This window comes from Stutzerimonas stutzeri, assembly GCF_009789555.1.
Classification (GTDB): domain Bacteria; phylum Pseudomonadota; class Gammaproteobacteria; order Pseudomonadales; family Pseudomonadaceae; genus Stutzerimonas; species Stutzerimonas stutzeri_R.
In genome coordinates, this window is sequence record NZ_CP046902.1 from 3637571 (window position 1) to 3659375 (window position 21805).

A 21805-nucleotide genomic window follows, 5' to 3' on the forward strand; every position below is an offset into this window, starting at 1 on the left:
AGTCAGCGATTGCCGTTAGGAGTGCTGGTCCGGCGGGAACGAAGTGAATCAGAAAGGGCACCGTCCTTGCGACGGCGCCCGGTCATTGCGTCAGGTTCACCTCATCAAAGCGTCATGGCTGCAACCCAGCCAAACGCGAGAAGAGGAAGGTTGTAATGCAGAAATGTCGGCACCACCGTATCCCAGATATGGTTGTGCTGGCCGTCCGCGTTCAGCCCGGCAGTTGGTCCCAGGGTCGAATCCGAAGCAGGTGAGCCTGCATCTCCCAGCGCACCTGCGGTCCCTACGAGGCTGACGATCGCCAGCGGGCTGAAACCGAGCTCCAATCCAAGCGGAACGAAAATCGCCGCGATGATCGGAACGGTGGAAAAGGAAGAACCGATGCCGATGGTGACCAGCAATCCCACCAACAGCATGATCAAGGCTCCGATAGCCTTGCTGTTCCCGATCCATTGCGCAGAGGTGTCGACGAGGGTTTTCACTTCGCCCGTCTCGCGCATGACCTCTGCGAAGCCCGCAGCGGCAATCATGATGAAACCGATCATCGCCATCATCTTCATGCCTTCGGTGAACAGGTCATCGGCCTCCTTCCAGCGAACCACGCCCGAAACGGAGAAGATGACGAAGCCGATCAGCGCTCCGATGATCATCGAGTCCAACCAGAGTTGCACAACGAACGCCGCCGCCACGGCCAATGCCGCAACCACCAAGGTCAGGGGGCTGTAGCTGACGCTGATGGCTTTCGATTGGTCGACCTTGGCCAAGTCGTACACACGCGGCTTGCGATAGGTGAACATTGCTATCAGCAGACCCGCGCCCATCCCCAGGGCTGGAATCAACATGGCCTGGCTTACGTTTATTCCAGCGATATCAGCCCCGCTCTTGGCCACGTTCGCAAGAAGGATTTCGTTCAGAAAGATGCTGCCGAAACCAACCGGCAGAAACATGTAGGGCGTAATCAAACCGAAAGCCAGAACACAGGCAATCAGGCGTCGGTCGATCTGCAACTTGCTCAGCACGTACAACAACGGCGGAACCAGCAAAGGAATAAACGCGATATGAATAGGAAGAATATTCTGCGACGACACCGCGACGACGAGTAGCAGCCCGATCATTATCCACTTCAATGACCGAGCCGATTGCGATTCGCGCTTACCCACCATCATCAGCGCGCGATCGGCTAGCGCGTGAGCCAGGCCGCTCTTGCCAATCGCCACAGCGAATGCGCCAAGCAAGGCGTACGAAAGCGCAACCGTCGCACCCCCGCCCAAGCCTTTGTTGAAGGCCGCAAGACTGCCTTCGAGTCCCAATCCACCCAATACGCCGCCGGCAATAGCGCCTGCAATCAATGCCACGACGACATGGACCCTACACAGGCTAAGAATCAGCATAATGCCGACCGCCGCCACTACTGCATTCATTTCAACTCCTCGAAGTGGCATACGCCGATAAAAAGCCGGTCACTTTGCACCAAGGCTCCAAGAGTGTCAAAAGCCATGGGAACTCGTCTTGGCACATTTGCGATGCGTTATTAAATGCGCGATTCAACTGTGACCCCTGGTGCCGGAACGGTAAGATGAGCCGCAGTCTTACGTTGAGATCAATCAGTGGAAATATTCAAAGAGTTTACGTTCGAGTCCGCGCACCGGTTGCCGCATGTTCCGGAAGGCCATAAATGCGGGCGCCTGCACGGCCACTCTTTCCGGGTCGCGATCTATCTGGAAGGTGAAGTCGATGCCTACACGGGCTGGATTCGAGATTTCGGCGAAATCAAACAAGCGTTCCAGCCGATCTACGAACGACTCGATCACAATTACCTGAACGATCTACCGGGACTGGAAAATCCCACTAGCGAAAATCTGGCGAAGTGGATCTGGCGGGAATTGAAACCGCTGATGCCTGAACTTTCCCGCATTCGCATCCATGAAACCTGCACAAGCGGGTGCGAATACAGAGGCAGCTGAACACGCCTGCCTGGCGCGGGTTTGAAGCACCGCTTATTGATTGCACCTCGTCGTACCCCGCCTTGTAGTTCAGCGACCGCCGCTATGAAACCGCTGGCTGGCCCGGGGTGGCCAACGAACGCTGCCGCTCCTGTTGCGAACTGTTCATTGCCCCGCTCTTCCCAATTATGCGCCCAGGCGGCAAGCCAGCAGAGCGCTAGCGCTATCTGTATCCAGCTGTGCCAGACACGGAACGGCATTCAAGCGCCTTCAAACCCCGCACAGCCAGCCCGCAGTATGCGCCGGGATGTCAGAGCGCCTAATAGGCGATGACACCTGCAGGGCGCTACGGGCTTGACGGCCAGTGAGCCAGGGTGACCGTCGACCGGCCTGGGTTCTTGATCTTTACCGCGGGGCCTTGGCTTGAACATCAGCGGACGGCCTTGATGGCAACGTCAGCGGACGACGACAGTCTCGCGCTGCAGCGCCGGGGTTTTCCGTCGCGCAAAGACAAACCCCCGGACCTCTTTCGAGGACCGGGGGTTTGGGATTTAAGCTTGACGATGACCTACTCTCACATGGGGAGACCCCACACTACCATCGGCGATGCGTCGTTTCACTTCTGAGTTCGGGATGGGATCAGGTGGTTCCAACGCTCTATGGTCGTCAAGCAATTCGGTTGGGGACTCGGTGTTCAGTCGCGTCCCCTAATCAGGTATGTGATGGTGTCGCTGTTTCGGTATCGCTTGCGAGCGATGCGTCTTTTCGGTTTGTTTGTCGACTTCAACCGTCTGACACGCAAACATCAAATTGTTTGGGTGTTATATGGTCAAGCCTCACGGGCAATTAGTATGGGTTAGCTCAACGCCTCACAGCGCTTACACACCCCACCTATCAACGTCGTAGTCTTCGACGGCCCTTCAGGGAGCTCAAGGCTCCAGTGAGATCTCATCTTGAGGCAAGTTTCCCGCTTAGATGCTTTCAGCGGTTATCTCTTCCGAACATAGCTACCCGGCAATGCCACTGGCGTGACAACCGGAAACACCAGAGGTTCGTCCACTCCGGTCCTCTCGTACTAGGAGCAGCCCCTCTCAAATCTCAAACGTCCACGGCAGATAGGGACCGAACTGTCTCACGACGTTCTAAACCCAGCTCGGCGTACCACTTTAAATGGCGAACAGCCATACCCTTGGGACCGGCTTCAGCCCCAGGATGTGATGAGCCGACATCGAGGTGCCAAACACCGCCGTCGATATGAACTCTTGGGCGGTATCAGCCTGTTATCCCCGGAGTACCTTTTATCCGTTGAGCGATGGCCCTTCCATACAGAACCACCGGATCACTAAGACCTACTTTCGTACCTGCTCGACGTGTCTGTCTCGCAGTCAAGCGCGCTTTTGCCTTTATACTCTACGACCGATTTCCGACCGGTCTGAGCGCACCTTCGTACTCCTCCGTTACTCTTTAGGAGGAGACCGCCCCAGTCAAACTACCCACCATACACTGTCCTCGATCCGGATAACGGACCAGAGTTAGAACCTCAAAGTTGCCAGGGTGGTATTTCAAGGTTGGCTCCACGCGAACTGGCGTCCACGCTTCAAAGCCTCCCACCTATCCTACACAAGCAAATTCAAAGTCCAGTGCAAAGCTATAGTAAAGGTTCACGGGGTCTTTCCGTCTAGCCGCGGATACACTGCATCTTCACAGCGATTTCAATTTCACTGAGTCTCGGGTGGAGACAGCGCCGCCATCGTTACGCCATTCGTGCAGGTCGGAACTTACCCGACAAGGAATTTCGCTACCTTAGGACCGTTATAGTTACGGCCGCCGTTTACCGGGGCTTCGATCAAGAGCTTCGCTTGCGCTAACCCCATCAATTAACCTTCCGGCACCGGGCAGGCGTCACACCCTATACGTCCACTTTCGTGTTTGCAGAGTGCTGTGTTTTTAATAAACAGTCGCAGCGGCCTGGTATCTTCGACCGGCATGAGCTTACGGGGTAAACCCTTCACCCTCACCGGCGCACCTTCTCCCGAAGTTACGGTGCCATTTTGCCTAGTTCCTTCACCCGAGTTCTCTCAAGCGCCTTGGTATTCTCTACCCAACCACCTGTGTCGGTTTGGGGTACGGTTCCTAGTTACCTGAAGCTTAGAGGCTTTTCCTGGAAGCATGGCATCAACCACTTCTCCTTCTAAAAGAAGGATCGTCATCAGTTCTCGGCATTAAGACCCCGGATTTACCTAAGATCTCTGCCTACCACCTTAAACTTGGACAACCAACGCCAAGCTGGCCTAGCCTTCTCCGTCCCCCATCGCAGTAACTAGAAGTACGGGAATATTAACCCGTTTCCCATCGACTACGCTCTTCAGCCTCGCCTTAGGGACCGACTCACCCTGCGTCGATTAACGTTGCGCAGGAACCCTTGGTCTTTCGGCGTGCGAGTTTTTCACTCGCATTGTCGTTACTCATGTCAGCATTCGCACTTCTGATACCTCCAGCAAGCTTCTCAACTCACCTTCACAGGCTTACAGAACGCTCCTCTACCGCTCAACTTGCGTTGAACCCGTAGCTTCGGTACCTGGTTTGAGCCCCGTTACATCTTCCGCGCAGGCCGACTCGACTAGTGAGCTATTACGCTTTCTTTAAAGGGTGGCTGCTTCTAAGCCAACCTCCTAGCTGTCTGAGCCTTCCCACATCGTTTCCCACTTAACCAGGATTTTGGGACCTTAGCTGACGGTCTGGGTTGTTTCCCTTTTCACGACGGACGTTAGCACCCGCCGTGTGTCTCCCGTGCTGACACTTGCTGGTATTCGGAGTTTGCATCGGTTTGGTAAGTCGGGATGACCCCTAGCCGAAACAGTGCTCTACCCCCAGCAGTGATACACGAGGCGCTACCTAAATAGCTTTCGAGGAGAACCAGCTATCTCCGAGCTTGATTAGCCTTTCACTCCGATCCACAGGTCATCCGCTAACTTTTCAACGGTAGTCGGTTCGGTCCTCCAGTTAGTGTTACCCAACCTTCAACCTGCCCATGGATAGATCGCCCGGTTTCGGGTCTATTCCCAGCGACTAGACGCCCTATTAAGACTCGCTTTCGCTACGCCTCCCCTATTCGGTTAAGCTCGCCACTGAAAATAAGTCGCTGACCCATTATACAAAAGGTACGCAGTCACCTAACAAAGTAGGCTCCCACTGCTTGTACGCATACGGTTTCAGGTTCTATTTCACTCCCCTCTCCGGGTTCTTTTCGCCTTTCCCTCACGGTACTGGTTCACTATCGGTCAGTCAGTAGTATTTAGCCTTGGAGGATGGTCCCCCATATTCAGACAAAGTTTCTCGTGCTCCGTCCTACTCGATTTCACTTCTAAGATCCTTTCGCGTACAGGGCTATCACCCACTATGGCCGCACTTTCCAGAGCGTTCCGCTAAAATCAAAGAAGCTTAAGGGCTAGTCCCCGTTCGCTCGCCACTACTAAGGGAATCTCGGTTGATTTCTTTTCCTCAGGGTACTTAGATGTTTCAGTTCCCCTGGTTCGCCTCACACACCTATGTATTCAGTGTGTGATAACCATCTTATGATGGCTGGGTTCCCCCATTCAGACATCTCCGGATCACAGTCTGTTTGCCGACTCCCCGAAGCTTTTCGCAGGCTACCACGTCTTTCATCGCCTCTGACTGCCAAGGCATCCACCGTATGCGCTTCTTCACTTGACCATATAACCCCAAGCAATCTGGTTACTGTCTATAACGTGAAGACGACATTCGCCGAAAATCCGCATTTTGCTCCTAAGAGCATCTCGCAAATTTTACCTTGACTTGAATAATCACCAGTGAAAGTAATTACCCAAATCTACTTCTATCACATACCCAAATTTTTAAAGAACAGTTCTGGCGCAAAGACCAGAAATCAATACGCTCCATCCGGAACGGATTCATTTCTGCGCTTTCAGCGATTTTCGAGGTAATGGTGGAGCCAAGCGGGATCGAACCGCTGACCTCCTGCGTGCAAAGCAGGCGCTCTCCCAGCTGAGCTATGGCCCCATCTACAGATCGGCCACATCCCATGACAATTGGTGGGTCTGGGCAGATTCGAACTGCCGACCTCACCCTTATCAGGGGTGCGCTCTAACCAACTGAGCTACAGACCCAATCGTCTCTCTCGGGTCGAAACCCAATCGCTTTTCGCTAGTGAATCAAGCAATTCGTGTGGGAACTTATGAAGAAGCCGATGTCTTCGATTAAGGAGGTGATCCAGCCGCAGGTTCCCCTACGGCTACCTTGTTACGACTTCACCCCAGTCATGAATCACTCCGTGGTAACCGTCCCCCCGAAGGTTAGACTAGCTACTTCTGGAGCAACCCACTCCCATGGTGTGACGGGCGGTGTGTACAAGGCCCGGGAACGTATTCACCGTGACATTCTGATTCACGATTACTAGCGATTCCGACTTCACGCAGTCGAGTTGCAGACTGCGATCCGGACTACGATCGGTTTTATGGGATTAGCTCCACCTCGCGGCTTGGCAACCCTTTGTACCGACCATTGTAGCACGTGTGTAGCCCAGGCCGTAAGGGCCATGATGACTTGACGTCATCCCCACCTTCCTCCGGTTTGTCACCGGCAGTCTCCTTAGAGTGCCCACCATCACGTGCTGGTAACTAAGGACAAGGGTTGCGCTCGTTACGGGACTTAACCCAACATCTCACGACACGAGCTGACGACAGCCATGCAGCACCTGTGTCAGAGTTCCCGAAGGCACCAATCCATCTCTGGAAAGTTCTCTGCATGTCAAGGCCTGGTAAGGTTCTTCGCGTTGCTTCGAATTAAACCACATGCTCCACCGCTTGTGCGGGCCCCCGTCAATTCATTTGAGTTTTAACCTTGCGGCCGTACTCCCCAGGCGGTCGACTTAATGCGTTAGCTGCGCCACTAAGATCTCAAGGATCCCAACGGCTAGTCGACATCGTTTACGGCGTGGACTACCAGGGTATCTAATCCTGTTTGCTCCCCACGCTTTCGCACCTCAGTGTCAGTATTAGCCCAGGTGGTCGCCTTCGCCACTGGTGTTCCTTCCTATATCTACGCATTTCACCGCTACACAGGAAATTCCACCACCTCTGCCATACTCTAGCTTGCCAGTTTTGGATGCAGTTCCCAGGTTGAGCCCGGGGCTTTCACATTCAACTTAACAAACCACCTACGCGCGCTTTACGCCCAGTAATTCCGATTAACGCTTGCACCCTTCGTATTACCGCGGCTGCTGGCACGAAGTTAGCCGGTGCTTATTCTGTCGGTAACGTCAAAACAGCAAGGTATTAGCTTACTGCCCTTCCTCCCAACTTAAAGTGCTTTACAATCCGAAGACCTTCTTCACACACGCGGCATGGCTGGATCAGGCTTTCGCCCATTGTCCAATATTCCCCACTGCTGCCTCCCGTAGGAGTCTGGACCGTGTCTCAGTTCCAGTGTGACTGATCATCCTCTCAGACCAGTTACGGATCGTCGCCTTGGTGAGCCATTACCTCACCAACTAGCTAATCCGACCTAGGCTCATCTGATAGCGCAAGGCCCGAAGGTCCCCTGCTTTCTCCCGTAGGACGTATGCGGTATTAGCGTTCCTTTCGAAACGTTGTCCCCCACTACCAGGCAGATTCCTAGGCATTACTCACCCGTCCGCCGCTGAATCCGGGAGCAAGCTCCCTTCGTCCGCTCGACTTGCATGTGTTAGGCCTGCCGCCAGCGTTCAATCTGAGCCATGATCAAACTCTTCAGTTCAATACTGCTTGGGTTTTGAGAAAACCCTAAACTTGGCTCAGCAATCGCAAATCTCTTCGAAAGATCGCTCTTTCAAAAAGTCACTCAATGATTTCTCGTTGAGTATTTGTGATGCTGATAATCTTGCTGACTATCAGTCTTACCTCACAAGCACCCACACGAATTGCTTGATTCAGTTGTTAAAGAGCGTTTCGATCAAGTCTTTCGTCTCAACCGAGGCCGCGCATTCTACAGCAGCCTTGTTTCTCGTCAAGCTGTTTTTGAAGAAGTTTTTCTTTCTTCTCAACCGCTTGCGCTTCCGATCAACCTGCGTCTCTCGTCAGCGGGAGGCGAATCATACAGCGTCTGAAACCGCTGTCAACCACCTCTTTACACCGCCTCCGACCAACCCGACCGAAGCCACCAACAGCGCTCAACCACCGCCCTGCCAGCCCGGCGCATTCTACTCGAATTCACCGTCCGTGCAAGCCCTTATTTTAAGCTAACTTCTTGATTTTCAAGAGGTTTCGCCAAGGCCCTGCGCCGGAGAAGGTGCGCATTATAGGCCCTCAGAATCACACGTCAACGCTTGTTTTCGGATTTTTTACAGGGGCCTCGCCCGCCTCGCAAGCGCGCTTATATAGAGGTTATTAGTCGAGTTTCGCCATTCCTTCAAATCTAGGCTCGACAGGCTTTACACTGAAGCCCTTTCTGACTCGGTTCGAAGACTTCCATGCCGCATACAGCTGCCGACCCGCTCGATCTTCTATTGCTGCCGACCTGGCTCGTCCCGGTCGAGCCAGCCGGGATTGTCCTGACCAATCATGCACTAGGCGTCCGTGACGGCCGCATCGTGCTCATCGCGTCCCGCGAGGAAGCGAGCAAGTACGTTGCCCGAGAAACGCTCGATCTGAGCGGCCAGCTACTCGCCCCCGGCCTGATCAACGCGCACGGACACGCGGCAATGACCTTGTTCCGTGGGCTGGCTGACGATTTACCCTTGATGACCTGGCTGCGCGAGCATATCTGGCCGGCGGAGAGCCAATGGGTCGACGAAGCCTTTATACAGGCCGGAAGCGAATTGGCGATCGCAGAACAGTTGCAAAGCGGCATTACGTGCTTCTCGGATATGTATTTCCACCCGGAAGTCGTCAGCCAACTGGTCCACAAGCACGGGATTCGAGCCCAGATAACCATTCCCGTGCTGGATTTTCCTATTCCCGGCGCACGTGATGCCGATGAGGCGCTTCGAAAAGGTGTCGCACTGTTCGACGACCTCAAGCATCACCCTCGTCTAAGTATCGCGTTTGGCCCACATGCACCCTATTCAGTGGCCGACCGGACGCTGGAAAACATTCGCACACTGGTTGCGGAGATGGATATCGGCATTCATATGCACGTCCACGAAACGGCGCATGAAATGGAGGAAGCGCTGAGCAAGCACGGCGAACGACCGCTGGCCCGCCTGGCCCGCCTGCAACTGCTCGGCCCACGTTTTCAAGCCGTTCACATGACCCAGATAAATGATGACGATATCGCCCTGCTGGTCGAGCACAACAGCAGCGTAATTCATTGCCCGGAGTCCAATTTGAAACTGGCCAGCGGTTTCTGCCCAGTCGAGCGGCTATGGGAAGCGGGCGTTAATGTCGCCATAGGAACCGACGGCGCAGCCAGCAATAACGATCTCGACCTTTTGGGCGAGACCCGTACCGCCGCGCTACTTGCAAAAGCGGTCGCGGGGTCGGCCACCGCGCTCGATGCCCATCGTGCGCTGCGCATGGCAACGCTCAACGGCGCTCGCGCGCTCGGACTGGACGATCACACAGGTTCGCTGGAAATCGGCAAATTCGCGGACATGGTGGCGTTCGACCTGTCGCGCCTCGCACAACAGCCCGTCTACGACCCCGTCTCACAACTCATTTATGCCAGCGGTCGAGACTGCGTACGCCATGTATGGGTAGGCGGCAAGCAGCTGGTCGATAACCGTCAATTGACCCGCATGGATGAAGACCGCCTCGTCGCAACAGCCAGGGAGTGGGGACAGAAGATCGGCGCAAGAAACTGAGAGGCGCCCTTTTTGCAGCACTGCGACAACTTGACGTACACGGAGCACTCCACCAGAGCGCCTTCGTCTGACAGAAGCTGGCAACATGAGCACCGCCGCTCGAGCTTCTCCCTCAAGCTTTCAAACGGAACAGACCATGAGCAACGTCGACCACGCCGAAATCGCCAAATTCGAAGCCCTCGCCCACCGCTGGTGGGACCGCGAAAGCGAGTTCAAGCCCCTACACGAGATCAATCCGCTTCGGGTGAACTGGATCGACGAGCACGTTTCGCTGGCCGGTAAGAACGTTCTGGACGTTGGCTGCGGCGGTGGAATACTCAGTGAGGCCATGGCCCAGCGCGGCGCCACGGTAACCGGAATCGACATGGGCGAAACCCCCCTGTCCGTTGCCCGGCTGCATCTGCTCGAATCTGGCTTGAACGTCGAGTATCGACAGATCACCGCCGAGGCGCTGGCTATCGAGTCAGCCGAGCAATTCGATGTCGTCACCTGCCTGGAAATGCTCGAGCACGTTCCGGATCCCGCTTCGGTCATTCGCGCGTGCTACACGATGGTGAAGCCTGGCGGGCAGGTGTTCTTCTCGACGATCAACCGCAACCCGAAGGCCTATGCCTTCGCCATTGTCGGCGCGGAATATGTGCTTCAACTGTTGCCGCGCGGCACTCATGACTACCGCAAGTTCATTCGCCCATCGGAATTGGGCGCTTGGAGCCGCGAAGCAGGGCTGGCGGTCAAGGACATCATAGGTTTGACCTACAACCCGCTGAGCAAGCATTACAAGCTATCGTCGGATGTGGATGTGAATTATATGATCCAGACGATCCGGGAGGCCTGATGCGTTTGCGCGCGGTGTTATTCGACATGGACGGTACGCTGCTCGATACCGCTCCGGACTTCATCGCCGTCGCACAGGCCATGCGTCTGGCTCGCGGCCTCGATCGGGTACCCGATCAGCAGGTCCGCGATGTCGTTTCCGGGGGCGCTCGGGCGATGGTGCTGAGCGCGTTCGACGTGGACCCGCTGTCCGACGAATTCGAAGTACTGAGACTGGAGTTTTTGGACCGCTATCAGCGTCATTGTGCCGTGCAGAGCCGGCTATATGACGGCATGGAAGAGCTGCTCGCCGAGATCGAAAAAGCCAACCTGATCTGGGGCGTGGTCACTAACAAGCCGTTGCGCTTCGCTGAGCCAATCATGCATCAGCTGGGGCTTGCTTCCCGCTCAGCCGTCCTCATCTGCCCCGATCATGTCAGCAAAAGCAAGCCCGATCCGGAGCCCATGTTGTTGGCATGCAGCCAACTGGACCTGGACCCTGCGACCGTCCTGTTCGTCGGGGACGACCTACGCGACATCGAATCGGGCCGTGCGGCCGGTAGCCGTACCGCCGCGGTGCGTTATGGATATATCCACCCCGACGACGATCCCGACACCTGGGGCGCGGACGCGGTCGTCGATCACCCGCTCCAATTACGGGCATTGCTGGATCGCACCGTCTGGAACTGACCCTTGGTCAGCCCCGTTTCCATCGATAATGATCGGTGGGCCTTGGCCCACGTATGCACATGAGGTTTCAGATGTTCGAGTATTCCGCCCGTCCCGACCTGCTCAAGGATCGGATCATTCTGGTTACCGGCGCTGGCCGCGGGATTGGCGAAGCCGCCGCTAAAGCCTACGCCGCCCACGGTGCGACCGTGTTGCTGCTGGGCAAAAGCGAAGAGAACCTGAACAGGGTATACGACGACATCGTAGCCGCTGGATGGCCGCAACCCGCAGTGATCCCGCTCAATCTGGAAACGGCCCTGCCGCATCAATACGATGAACTGGCGGCCACCCTCGAGCGGGAATTCGGCCGCTTGGACGGGTTGCTGCACAACGCTGGTATCGTGGGTCCACGCACACCCATCGAGCAGTTGTCTGGTGACAACTTCATGCGCGTCATGCAGGTCAACGTCAACGCCGCGTTCTTGCTGACCAGTACCCTGCTGCCTCTGCTCAAGTTGGCGAAGGATGCTTCGGTGGTGTTCACCTCCAGCAGCGTCGGGCGAAAAGGCCGTGCCTACTGGGGCGCTTACGCCGTATCGAAGTTTGCCCTCGAGGGGCTGATGCAGGTGCTGGCGGATGAGTTGGACGGCACGACATCCGTGCGCAGCAACAGTGTCAATCCGGGCGCCACCCGTACAGACATGCGCGCCAAGGCCTACCCAGGGGAAAATCCTGCGGTCAACCCGGCGCCCGCCGACATCATGCCGGTCTATCTCTACCTGATGGGACCAGACAGCAACGGGATCAACGGCCAGGCACTGGACGCGCAATAAGGCCCCGTGACAGGAGCGCCTGTTTTCACGCGCTCCTGTAAACCCTTGAATATCCAACCGACATCATTCTGCCGTTTCGCTGACACCGCTTTTTTTGTGGGCGATCAGCGGATTCGATTGTCTGCCAGCTTGGGTTACGCCGCGTATCGTGCCTGAGCGGCTCAAAACGAATTGTTGCGCCGACCCGATCAGGCGCTAACCAGGCCAAGCGCGCAGGCTGCGACCGGCTACGCCGCCGCGTTATAAACGAGGCGAGCAATCGGATACAAAAAAGGGCGGGGCCAATTACGGCCCCGCCCTCATCGTTTCACCTCAGCACTCAAGGGCGCTTCGAGCGATCGCCCCGCCCGAAACCGGGACGCTGCCCGTCTGACGCTGGCGGCCCGTTGCGCTTGGTTGGCGATGGTTTACGATCACGCCCGACAGCGCTGGGCCGCTCCGCCACGGGCGTACCGCGGCCTGGCTTGCTGCGCTCATCCGCATCGCGCGGCTTGCGCGCGGGTTGGTCATCGCGCGAGCGACGGCCTTTCCCGCCACCGCTTGGCGCATCGGCCTCATGAGCCGAGCGCAGCACCCTGGGCCGGCGCTCGCCGCGCCCGATCGGCTTTGCCACCTTGCGTTGCATGCGGTCGAGCTTGTCCTTGGTCTTTGCCTTCATGCCCGGCAGCGCAACCGGTTTGAGACCGACCTCCTCGCTAAGGATATCCACCTCGCCCTGGGACATTTCGCGCCAGCGCCCCATCGGCAGGTCAGAGGTCATGAAGACAGGCCCGAACCGCACGCGCTTCAGCCGACTGACCACGAGCCCCTGCGACTCCCAAAGACGGCGCACCTCGCGGTTACGGCCTTCCATTACCACGCAGTGGTACCAGTGGTTGAAGCCTTCGCCGCCGGGCGCTTGCTGAATATCGGTGAATCGTGCCGGCCCGTCTTCGAGCATGACGCCTGTTTTCAAGCGCTCGATCATCTCGTCATCGACTTCACCACGCACACGCACCGCGTATTCGCGGTCCATCTCGTAAGAAGGATGCATCAAGCGGTTGGCCAGCTCGCCATCGGTGGTGAATAACAGCAGACCGGTCGTGTTGATATCGAGCCGGCCAATATTGATCCAGCGACCCTCTTTCGGACGAGGCAGGCGGTCGAAAACCGTTGGCCGGCCCTCGGGATCGTCGCGGGTGCAGATTTCGCCATCCGGCTTGTTGTAAATCAGGACGCGGCGGACCCCTTCGTTGGCTTCTTCACGCTTGAGCAGGCGCCCGTCGACCGCAATCGCGTCATGCAGGTCGACACGCTGGCCTAGCGTTGCGACGGCGCCGTTGACCTTGACCCGGCCAGCGGCAATCCAGTTCTCGACATCGCGTCGCGAAGCCAGGCCAAGACGAGCCAGCACTTTCTGCAGCTTTTCGCCGTGGGCAATATGAGGGGTTGTATCGTCGTGTTCGGTCATCTGGGCACCTCCCGGTGTGGCAGTTCCGATAGAAAGGCCGCGCACTATACGCGCACCGGTTCGTCAACGCACTAGCAAGGTTGGCAAGCGGAACCGCACGATGCGCCAGACGCATCGTGCACGCAGACTCATCATCGGTCGAGTGCCGCCAGCGCTTCAGCGGTGGCCTGCCGAATGGCCGCCCAATCGCCGTTCTTCAGTGCTGCACTGTCGATCATCCAGGTACCGCCAACGCACATCACGTTCGAAAGCGACAAGTACCGCGCCGCATTGTCGGCGTTGACGCCACCGGTCGGACAGAAGCGCACGTCGGCGAAAGGCCCGCCGAGCGCCTTGATCGCAGCGACCCCGCCGCACACCTCGGCAGGAAACAGCTTGAAGCGGCGGTAGCCGAGCGCGTAGCCACGCATGATGTCGGATGCGTTGCTGATACCGGCCAACAATGGAACCGAACAGTTCACACCGGCCTGCAACAGTTCATCGGTACAGCCGGGCGAGACGATGAACTGCGCACCCGCCGCCTCGACCTCATCCATCATGCGTTTATCGAGCACCGTCCCGGCCCCGACGCACAGCTCCGGCCGCTCTTCGCGCAGGCGGCGAATCGCTGTAAGCCCATGGGCCGAGCGCAACGTGATTTCCAATGCCGTAAGCCCGCCTGCCGCGAGCGCATCGGCCAGCGGCAGGATCTGCTCCTCGCTGCCGACGGTGATGACGGGAAGGATGCGCGCCTCGGTACAGATCCGTTCGATCAGCGCGTTTTTCTGGTCCATGGTCATGAAAAAATCCTCGGGCCTCACGGGCACCAGTAAATCTCTAGCGGGGAATGCAGAAATGCGCCGATGGGCATTTGCAAGGTTTCGAGCTGCATAGCCTGGCGCAGCGTGTCCAGCTTCTGCTGCCCCTGAATCGCCAGGCACTGGATCCGGGCGGACGCCAACAACGGATAGGTCATGCTGATGCGCTGCTCCGGTGCACTGGGCGCCCGCATCGGCAGGCAATCGACACGCCCAGCGGGATCAAGCCCTCGTGCCAGCAGTGGACTGTTCGGAAACAACGACGCGGTGTGACCATCATTGCCCATTCCGAGTACCAGCACATCGATCGGCCGACCAAGATCACGCAGCCGTCGATTCGCTTGCTCCGCAGCCTGCTCCAGTGTTTCGGCTGGCTGGTACAGGCCGATCAACTGCGCGTCGACCGCAGCGTTGCGCAGCAGGTGACGTCGCACAAGCCCTTCATTGCTGTCTGGATCGTCTACGTCGACCCAGCGCTCATCGGCCAGGCTGACCTGCACCCTCGACCAATCCAACTGGCGCGTTGACAGGGCTTCCAGGAACGCGATCGGACTACGCCCCCCCGACACCACCAGGCTGGCTTTGCCCCGGGCCGCCAGAGCCTCGCTCAGTGCCTCGCACACCCGGTCAGCCAGCGCCCGAGCCAACTGCTCGGCATCCGACTGGGGATGCGCGACCACGCCGGCCGGCAGTTCGAGTTCAGAGATCGCCATACCAAGACCTCCCGTCACGTGTGATCAGAGCGATGGATGCCACCGGGCCCCAGGACCCGGCGGGATAGGATTTCGGGGCGTCGCCGAGACGCGACCACCCATCGATGAGCTGGTCACACCACTTCCAGGCGTACTCGATCTCATCCTTTCGCACGAACAGGTTCTGGTTACCCTGCATGACCTCGAGCAACAAGCGTTCATAGGCATCGGGGACGCGCGAACGCTTGTAGGTCTCGGAGAAATTCAGCTGCAGCGGCCCGCTGCGAAGATGCATGCCTTTGTCGAGCCCCTGCTCCTTGGTCATCACTTGCAGCGAGATACCCTCGTCCGGCTGCAGGCGGATGATCAGCCGGTTGCTGGTCAGGGAGCGTTGCTCAGGCGCAAAGATATAGAACGGCGGCTCCTTGAAATGGATGACGATCTGCGAAAGTTTCTCGCCCATGCGCTTGCCGGTTCGCAGATAGAACGGTACGCCTGACCAGCGCCAGTTGCAGATGTCGGCGCGCAGCGCAACGAAGGTTTCGGTGCTGCTTTCGGCATTCGAGTTCTCCTCTTCGAGGTAGCCCGGCACGGCCTTGCCAGCGACGGACCCTGCCACATACTGTCCGCGCACCACCTGCGTACCAAGACGCTCCGGAGAGATCGGTGCCAGCGCTTTCAACACCTTGACCTTCTCGTCACGGATGCTGTCAGCGGTGAGGTCGCTCGGCGGGTCCATCGCGATCAGGCAGAGGAGTTGCAGCAGGTGGTTCTGGATCATGTCGCGCAATTGCCCGGCCTGATCGAAATACCCCCAGCGCCCCTCGATGCCGACAGTCTCGGCGACCGTTATCTCGACGTGCGAGATATGGTGCTGGTTCCATTGCGTCTCGAACAGGCTGTTGGCGAAGCGCAGTGCAATCAGGTTCTGCACGGTTTCCTTGCCTAGATAGTGATCGATCCGGTAGATCCGCGTCTCGGGGAAGTACCGGGCGACCGCATCGTTCACCACTCGCGAAGAGGCGAGATCATGACCGATCGGTTTTTCCAGTACCACCCGGGTCTGCTCGGCCAAGCCGACCGCCGCGAGGTGCTCACAGATCGAACCGTACACCGAGGCAGGCGTTGCGAAGTAGGCGATCAGCGGCAGGCCCGGCGAGACCGCGTCGGCCAATGCCGGGTAGTCCTGGGCGTTGCGAAAATCCATCGTGAACGAGTCAAGCCGCGCCTGGAAACGCCCGAGCACCGCCTCGTCAAGCTCTGCCGGGGGAACGTACCGGCGCAGCGCCTGATCGATCCGCTCCAGATGGGCCGCCGGCTCTCCATGATCACGCGAAAGCGCCAGGATGCGTGTATCGCTGTGGAGCAGTCCCGCTCGATCCAACTGGTAAAGTGCCGGGAACAGCTTGCGTAACGCCAGATCGCCCGAGGCGCCGAACAAAGCAAAGGTGGTCGCGTCAACAGTGATAGCAGGCATGATTTTATACTAACCAGTTAAGACGGCTTGACAGGTCAATTCACGCAATTTAAGCACACAATGTTTTTATTAAAACAACATACTGCGGCTTTTTTCGCGTTCAATGCAGGCAATGTGCCGCTGCGGCACTCGTAGCCCCTTGATAGAAGAGACATGGATCGCATGAAAAATCTCTTGGAACAGATAAAAAATCGGCTCGAGGAGTTGAACAAAGCGGAACGGAAAGTCGCCGAGGTGATCCTGAGCGACCCTCAACAGGCGACTCGCTACAGCATTGCGGCGCTGGCCCAGGCGGCGAAGGTCAGCGAGCCGACCGTCAACCGATTCTGCCGCTCGTTCGGCGTTGCGGGCTATCCCATTCTCAAGATTCAACTGGCGCAGAGTCTGGCCAGCGGAGCCGCCTACGTCAGCCGCGCCGTGGAAGCCGGCGACGGCCCCGAAGCCTACACGCGGAAAATCTTCGGCAGCGCCATTGCCTCGCTCGATAGCGCTTGCCAGGCGATCGACCCAAAGGTGATCAGCCACGCGGTGGACCTGATGATTCAAGCACGTCAGATCCATTTCTTAGGCCTTGGCGCTAGCGCGTCGGTCGCGCTGGACGCCCAGCACAAGTTCTTTCGCTTCAACCTGCCAGTCACCGCGCACAGCGATGTACTCATGCAGCGGATGCTGGCGTCGGTCGCCCACACCGGCGATCTGTTCGTGATCATCTCTTACACCGGGCGCACCCGCGAACTGGTGGAGGCGGCGGCGATGGCACGCGACAACGGGGCATCAGTGCTGGGCCTGACCGCCGCGGACTCTCCGCTGGCCCGGGTCTGCACGCTGAGTCTGGACATTCCGCTACCTGAAGATACCGATATCTATATGCCGATGACGTCCCGGATCATTCAACTGACCGTGCTGGACGCGTTGGCCGCGGGCGTTACGCTTCGGCGCGGCGTGGATTTCCAGCCACACCTGCGCAAGATCAAGGAGAGCCTGCTGGCAACGCGCTACCCGGCCGAAGAGGAGTGATCACCGGCCTTTCTTGCGCGCCTTGCCGAGCGCTTTCAATCGCTCGGTGGCCAACGCGTTGACCGCCTTGCGCTCCTTGTTCTTCATTTTTTTCCAGGATTTCATCTCTTCGCGGCTGCGCCCGCAGCCGATGCAGACATCGTCCTTGAGCTTGCAAATGCTGACGCATGGGTTCTTCGCCTTGTCGCCCAAATCCACCTCCCGTTCAGCGTGAGGACTACCGCTTCGCCTAAGTAGAGACCCGCCCGGCCAGGAGGTTCTAACTAAATGAAGCTATCGGGTCGATCAATCCCAACGTGTGACGACTGGCTGGCCAGACTGCCAGCGCTGTGGATCGCCCTCCGAAGCGCGCATCGCGCGCATTGAGCCTGACGCCAGACAAGGGCGATCCGCCCGTCCTGCTCCAGCACGGGCATCAAAGCCGGCAGGCTGCGCCCGTCACTGGCCGGTATCGAAGCGGGTCAGCGCGTGCGGTACGGCACCTGCAATAGTTGTTGCAACGCGACCCCGGCGCCTTCCAGGCCAGGATATTCAGCGGTCACTACCCAGACCGGAAGGTCGTCGAAGTACCGACTCATGCAGCCTTTGTCGCGAAAACTCTGGCGGAAACCACTGTGCCGGAAGAATTCGACGATGCGTGGCACGATGCCGCCAACGATATAGACGCCGCCTTGCGCGCCGGTCGTCAACACATTGTCCCCCGCAATGCGGCCCAGCCAGACACAGAACTGCTCCAATACCGAACTTGCGTAGGTATCACCCGCCAGGGCCGCGGCTGTTACCTCGGCGGGCGTAGTGAACCGTGGCGGCTGTCCATCCAATGCACAGCTGGTTCGATACAGCGCCAGCAGGCCACCGCCGCTGAGAACCGCTTCGGCATTCACATGGCCGAGCTTCTCGTGCAGCAGGCCCCACAACGCAGCCTCACGGGCCGTACCGATCGGCAGGCAGACATGCCCGCCTTCCCCAGGCAAAGCGCGCCATCCGCCATCGCCAAGCGGCAGCAATGTGGCAACCCCTAGACCGGTGCCCGGCCCGATCACCAGCCGAGCCCTGCCGGTTTCGGAGCGTCCGGGACACACCTCGATCAGCTCGTCGTCGCGCACACGCGTCATGCCCAAAGCCATGGCGGCGAAATCGTTGATCAGCAGCAGATCCTTCAAGCCCAGGTTCCGGCAAAAGGCCTGACGACTCAGGCGCCAGTGGTTGTTGGTGAATGCGAACGCGTCGCCGGAAACCGGCCCGGCACAGGCCAGGCAGACAGCCTCCAGTGCCTCGACGCGCTGGCCGACCCCTTGTAGATAAGCGCGAATAGCATCTTCCGGACAGGAGAAATCAGCGGTTGGGACGACGCGCACCGACTCGATCCGTTGGTCGCGCCACAGTGCGAAACGGGCATTGGTGCCGCCGATATCCCCGACCAGCCCCGTCACTTGAGCGCCTCCAGCGCCTCGGTGAATACGCTTGCGCCATTTTCCGCCGGGCTGAAGGCCGTACGCAGGAAACCGAACAGTTCGCGCCCGCACCCGATACCCAGGTCGCTCGGTGCCATCACCCGCTCTCGTGCGTCGAATGCCGCCTGGTCAACCAGCACACGCAACTGACCCGTCTCGCCATCGACACGGATAATGTCACCGTCGCGCACCCGACACAGCGGCCCCCCATCGAGCGCCTCGGGGCATACATGAATCGCGGCCGGAACCTTGCCCGAGGCGCCGGACATGCGGCCGTCGGTCACCAGCGCCACCTTGTAGCCTCGGTCCTGGAGCACGCCCAGAAACGGCGTCAGCTTGTGCAACTCCGGCATGCCATTGGCCTTTGGCCCCTGGAAGCGCACCACCGCGACGAAATCCCGTTCCAGTTCACCCTTCTTGAACGCCTGGGCCAGTTCGGTCTGGTCGCTGAATACGCGCGCCGGGGCCTCGACCACGCGATGCTCCGGCGCGACCGCCGAAATCTTGGTGACGCCGCGCCCGAGGTTACCTTCCAGGACGCGCAGGCCTCCTTCGGGGGAAAACGGACGCTCGGCCGGCCGTAGGATCGTTTCGTCGAGGCTGGCCGCCGGCCCTTCGCGCCAGACCAGACGACCGTCCTCCAGAAAGGGTTCGCGCATGTACTGCCTGAGCCCCTGCCCCATGACCGTATGGACATCCTCGTGCAACAGCCCGGCATCGAGCAGCGTACGGACCATGAACGGCACACCACCACAGGCGTGGAAATGGTTCACGTCGGCTTGCCCGTTTGGATAGACCTTGGCCAGGGTAGGCGTTACGGCGGAGATATCGGCCATGTCCTGCCAGGTCAGCTGGATGCCTGCCGCCTGGGCAAATGCCGGAATATGCAGCGTGTGGTTGGTCGAGCCGCCTGTGGCGTTCAGCGCCACCACGGAATTGATGATCGCCTTCTCATCGACGATCTTGCACAACGGCAGGTAGTTGCCCGATTGCGGCGTCAGGCGGGTGACCTGGCGCGCCGCCTCACGCGTCAGCTCGTCGCGCAGCGGGGTGTAGGGATTGACGAAGGATGAACCTGGCAGATGCAGTCCCATGATCTCCATCACCACCTGATTGGTGTTCGCCGTGCCGTAGAAGGTGCAGGTCCCCGGACTGTGATAGGACAGCATCTCCGACTCCAGCAATTGCTCACGGCTGGCCTTGCCTTCGGCGTAGCGTTGCCGGACTTCGGCTTTCTGCTTGTTGGGTATACCCGACGGCATCGGCCCCCCCGGCACGAAGACCGCCGGAAGATGACCGAAGCGCAACGCACCGATCATCAGACCTGGGATGATCTTGTCGCAGATGCCCAGATACAGCGCCGCGTCGAACATGTTGTGCGACAACGCAATGGCGGTAGCCATGGCGATCACCTCGCGACTGGCGAGGCTCATTTCCATGCCCGCCTCGCCCTGGGTGACACCGTCACACATGGCCGGAACGCCGCCGGCGAACTGTCCGACCGAACCGACGTCGCGCAGCGCCTGCTTGATGATGTCCGGGAAGTGCTCATAGGGCTGGTGCGCCGACAACATATCGTTGTAGGCCGACACAATCGCCACGTTGGCCTCATTCATCAACCGCAGGGCCTGCTTATCACTGGACGACGCACAACCCGCGACGCCGTGAGCGAAGTTGGCGCATTGCAACCTGCCGCGCTGAGGCCCGTCGCTTGCCGCGCCGGCCATCTGGGCAAGATACCGCTGTCGCGACGGGCGGCTGCGTTCGATCAATCGTTCGGTAACTTCTTGAATCCGCGGGTGCATGCCATCACTCCTGCTCGTGAATCTGTAGTTTTACCAACAAACCAGCGTATCAATGGGCCTGACCGACCGTGGCAGCCGGGCGAAAAGCACTCGCCTCTTGCGATATGACAGCGCCCATTGCCATTTCGACGCAATAATCGAGATCAGCTCCGATCGATTGACCGGCTGGACGCCAGACGACCCTCACCCGTCCTGCTCGAAACGCGGCACCCATTGAGCCTCCGGATTACCGAATGCATCTGAGCGATCGACAGCCGCTGATCAATAATCGCGGCGATCCTCGCCTGGAAGGCCTGACCCTTGCGCCTGCGTTTCGTCGCGCAGGTCGTCGAAATCAGTCTTGAGCCCAGTTTCCATGCTGTCCAGCTCCGCCAGAAGGCTGCGAAAGCTGGTCCGCTCACCAGGCGCGTCTTCGGCCTCAAGCGCAAGATCGGCACGAGCCTGCAACGCCGTCGGCACGGGGGCTTCTTCCACATCCACCGGCAGCGGCTCCGGCTCCATCTCTCGCAGCACCGCCAGCGGCGGCAGCTCGTCGAGGTTTTTAAGGTTGAAATGGTCGAGAAACTGTCGGGTGGTGGCGAACATCGCCGGACGTCCCGGCACATCACGGTGACCAACGACCCGCACCCACTCGCGTTCGAGCAGCGTCTTGACGATCTGGCTGTTGACCGCAACGCCGCGGATGTCCTCGATCTCGCCGCGGGTAATCGGCTGGCGGTAGGCGATCAGCGCCAGCGTCTCCAGCAATGCGCGTGAATAGCGCTGGGGCCGTTCCTCCCAGAGCCGGCCCACCCAGGGCGAAAAGCGTCCGCGAACCTGCAAGCGATAACCGCTGGCGACCTCTTTCAGTTCGAACGCGCGCCCCTTGCAGGACTTGTCGAGCACCTCCAGTGCCTTGCGCAACAGCGCAGGTGAAGGCCGCTCGGCCTCTTCGAACAGCTCGGCCATTCGATCGAGCGACATCGGTTTGCCTGCAGCCAGCAAGAACGCTTCGAGCAGGGACGCGAGATCCTTGGGATCGGAAAGATTCAACCTT

At 58.8% G+C, this 21805-nt stretch carries 16 protein-coding genes, 2 tRNA genes and 3 rRNA genes; 7 read left to right on the forward strand and 14 right to left on the reverse strand.

Translation table 11 applies throughout. From position 1 onward, the window contains the following. Nucleotides 1-104: 104 nt before the first annotated feature. Nucleotides 105-1421 (reverse strand): Na+/H+ antiporter family protein, encoded by a 1317-nt coding sequence (locus tag GQA94_RS16660; RefSeq protein ID WP_158189061.1) that lies wholly within the window; start codon nucleotides 1419-1421, stop codon nucleotides 105-107. A 186-nt stretch (nucleotides 1422-1607) separates the two neighbouring features. Between GQA94_RS16660 and queD the strand changes: the two genes are divergently transcribed. Then, nucleotides 1608-1964 carry a 6-carboxytetrahydropterin synthase QueD gene (queD, locus tag GQA94_RS16665; protein ID WP_158189062.1) on the forward strand — a complete coding sequence of 119 codons (357 nt, stop codon included), beginning with the start codon at nucleotides 1608-1610 and terminating at the stop codon, nucleotides 1962-1964. Between the two features lie 534 nt (nucleotides 1965-2498). Here the strand turns inward: queD and rrf are convergent. The 5 genes from rrf to GQA94_RS16690 all read right to left on the reverse strand — a co-directional run bounded on the left by rrf (nucleotide 2499) and on the right by GQA94_RS16690 (nucleotide 7718). Further along, nucleotides 2499-2614 (reverse strand): 5S ribosomal RNA (gene rrf / locus GQA94_RS16670). A 154-nt stretch (nucleotides 2615-2768) separates the two neighbouring features. After that, nucleotides 2769-5657, reverse strand: a 23S ribosomal RNA gene (locus tag GQA94_RS16675). 251 nt (nucleotides 5658-5908) lie between these two features. Further along, nucleotides 5909-5984, reverse strand: a tRNA-Ala gene (locus GQA94_RS16680). A 30-nt stretch (nucleotides 5985-6014) separates the two neighbouring features. Continuing rightward, nucleotides 6015-6091: transfer RNA gene (locus tag GQA94_RS16685), tRNA-Ile, on the reverse strand. 91 nt (nucleotides 6092-6182) lie between these two features. After that, nucleotides 6183-7718 (reverse strand): 16S ribosomal RNA (locus GQA94_RS16690). Together the 16S, 23S and 5S rRNA genes with 2 tRNA genes alongside form the textbook arrangement of a ribosomal RNA operon. 32 nt (nucleotides 7719-7750) lie before the next feature. Between GQA94_RS16690 and GQA94_RS16695 the strand changes: the two genes are divergently transcribed. The 5 genes from GQA94_RS16695 to GQA94_RS16715 all read left to right on the forward strand — a co-directional run bounded on the left by GQA94_RS16695 (nucleotide 7751) and on the right by GQA94_RS16715 (nucleotide 12077). Further along, entirely contained in the window at nucleotides 7751-8203 is a 453-nt protein-coding gene (locus tag GQA94_RS16695) for a hypothetical protein (protein ID WP_233270175.1), read from the forward strand. Between the two features lie 227 nt (nucleotides 8204-8430). Continuing rightward, nucleotides 8431-9762 carry a TRZ/ATZ family hydrolase gene (locus GQA94_RS16700; RefSeq protein WP_158189063.1) on the forward strand — a complete coding sequence of 444 codons (1332 nt, stop codon included), beginning with the start codon at nucleotides 8431-8433 and terminating at the stop codon, nucleotides 9760-9762. Between the two features lie 136 nt (nucleotides 9763-9898). Continuing rightward, nucleotides 9899-10597, forward strand: coding sequence for a bifunctional 2-polyprenyl-6-hydroxyphenol methylase/3-demethylubiquinol 3-O-methyltransferase UbiG (gene ubiG, locus GQA94_RS16705; protein ID WP_158189064.1), 699 nt, complete (start codon nucleotides 9899-9901; stop codon nucleotides 10595-10597). After that, complete coding sequence (gene mupP / locus GQA94_RS16710; protein WP_158189065.1) at nucleotides 10597-11265, forward strand: N-acetylmuramic acid 6-phosphate phosphatase MupP; 669 nt, start codon at nucleotides 10597-10599, stop codon at nucleotides 11263-11265. Before ubiG ends, mupP begins: the two co-directional genes overlap by 1 nt. 71 nt (nucleotides 11266-11336) lie before the next feature. Continuing rightward, nucleotides 11337-12077 (forward strand): YciK family oxidoreductase, encoded by a 741-nt coding sequence (locus tag GQA94_RS16715; protein WP_158189066.1) that lies wholly within the window; start codon nucleotides 11337-11339, stop codon nucleotides 12075-12077. A 319-nt stretch (nucleotides 12078-12396) separates the two neighbouring features. Here GQA94_RS16715 and rluB read toward each other — a convergent pair whose 3' ends face one another. The 4 genes from rluB to zwf form a co-directional block, all read right to left on the reverse strand. After that, complete coding sequence (rluB, locus tag GQA94_RS16720; protein WP_158189067.1) at nucleotides 12397-13527, reverse strand: 23S rRNA pseudouridine(2605) synthase RluB; 1131 nt, start codon at nucleotides 13525-13527, stop codon at nucleotides 12397-12399. Nucleotides 13528-13658: 131 nt separating this feature from the next. After that, on the reverse strand, nucleotides 13659-14306 hold the full coding sequence (locus GQA94_RS16725; protein WP_158189068.1) for a bifunctional 4-hydroxy-2-oxoglutarate aldolase/2-dehydro-3-deoxy-phosphogluconate aldolase: 648 nt from the start codon (nucleotides 14304-14306) through the stop codon (nucleotides 13659-13661). Nucleotides 14307-14323: 17 nt separating this feature from the next. Continuing rightward, complete coding sequence (gene pgl / locus GQA94_RS16730) at nucleotides 14324-15037, reverse strand: 6-phosphogluconolactonase (protein WP_158189069.1); 714 nt, start codon at nucleotides 15035-15037, stop codon at nucleotides 14324-14326. Continuing rightward, nucleotides 15024-16493, reverse strand: a complete 1470-nt coding sequence (gene zwf, locus GQA94_RS16735) for a glucose-6-phosphate dehydrogenase (protein ID WP_158189070.1) — start codon at nucleotides 16491-16493, stop codon at nucleotides 15024-15026. Before zwf ends, pgl begins: the two co-directional genes overlap by 14 nt. Nucleotides 16494-16646: 153 nt before the next feature. On the opposite strand from zwf, the gene GQA94_RS16740 reads away from it, so the two are divergent. Then, nucleotides 16647-17510: a MurR/RpiR family transcriptional regulator gene (locus tag GQA94_RS16740; RefSeq protein ID WP_158189071.1), complete on the forward strand. Its 864-nt coding sequence runs from the start codon at nucleotides 16647-16649 to the stop codon at nucleotides 17508-17510. Here the strand turns inward: GQA94_RS16740 and GQA94_RS16745 are convergent, their stop codons facing one another. From GQA94_RS16745 to scpB, 4 genes are all read right to left on the reverse strand, one after another. Next, the gene (locus GQA94_RS16745; protein WP_158189072.1) at nucleotides 17511-17702 is read right to left on the reverse strand and encodes a DUF1289 domain-containing protein; all 192 of its coding nucleotides are present in this window, start codon (nucleotides 17700-17702) and stop codon (nucleotides 17511-17513) included. A 269-nt stretch (nucleotides 17703-17971) separates the two neighbouring features. Continuing rightward, entirely contained in the window at nucleotides 17972-18943 is a 972-nt protein-coding gene (locus GQA94_RS16750) for a glucokinase (RefSeq protein ID WP_158189073.1), read from the reverse strand. Beyond that, nucleotides 18940-20769: a phosphogluconate dehydratase gene (gene edd, locus GQA94_RS16755; RefSeq protein ID WP_158189074.1), complete on the reverse strand. Its 1830-nt coding sequence runs from the start codon at nucleotides 20767-20769 to the stop codon at nucleotides 18940-18942. Before edd ends, GQA94_RS16750 begins: the two co-directional genes overlap by 4 nt. A gap of 261 nt (nucleotides 20770-21030) precedes the next feature. Then, entirely contained in the window at nucleotides 21031-21801 is a 771-nt protein-coding gene (scpB, locus tag GQA94_RS16760; RefSeq protein ID WP_158189075.1) for an SMC-Scp complex subunit ScpB, read from the reverse strand. Nucleotides 21802-21805: the final 4 nt, after the last annotated feature.

Excerpts from the sequence above, each read along its gene's own strand:
- GQA94_RS16660 (WP_158189061.1), bottom strand. The coding sequence starts at position 1,421 with ATGAATGCAGTAGTGGCGGCGGTCGGCATTATGCTGATTCTTAGCCTG.
- GQA94_RS16700 (WP_158189063.1), top strand. The coding sequence starts at position 8,431 with ATGCCGCATACAGCTGCCGACCCGCTCGATCTTCTATTGCTGCCGACC.
- ubiG (WP_158189064.1), top strand. The coding sequence starts at position 9,899 with ATGAGCAACGTCGACCACGCCGAAATCGCCAAATTCGAAGCCCTCGCC.
- mupP (WP_158189065.1), top strand. The coding sequence starts at position 10,597 with ATGCGTTTGCGCGCGGTGTTATTCGACATGGACGGTACGCTGCTCGAT.
- GQA94_RS16715 (WP_158189066.1), top strand. The coding sequence starts at position 11,337 with ATGTTCGAGTATTCCGCCCGTCCCGACCTGCTCAAGGATCGGATCATT.
- rluB (WP_158189067.1), bottom strand. The coding sequence starts at position 13,527 with ATGACCGAACACGACGATACAACCCCTCATATTGCCCACGGCGAAAAG.
- GQA94_RS16725 (WP_158189068.1), bottom strand. The coding sequence starts at position 14,306 with ATGACCATGGACCAGAAAAACGCGCTGATCGAACGGATCTGTACCGAG.
- pgl (WP_158189069.1), bottom strand. The coding sequence starts at position 15,037 with ATGGCGATCTCTGAACTCGAACTGCCGGCCGGCGTGGTCGCGCATCCC.
- zwf (WP_158189070.1), bottom strand. The coding sequence starts at position 16,493 with ATGCCTGCTATCACTGTTGACGCGACCACCTTTGCTTTGTTCGGCGCC.
- GQA94_RS16740 (WP_158189071.1), top strand. The coding sequence starts at position 16,647 with ATGGATCGCATGAAAAATCTCTTGGAACAGATAAAAAATCGGCTCGAG.
- edd (WP_158189074.1), bottom strand. The coding sequence starts at position 20,769 with ATGCACCCGCGGATTCAAGAAGTTACCGAACGATTGATCGAACGCAGC.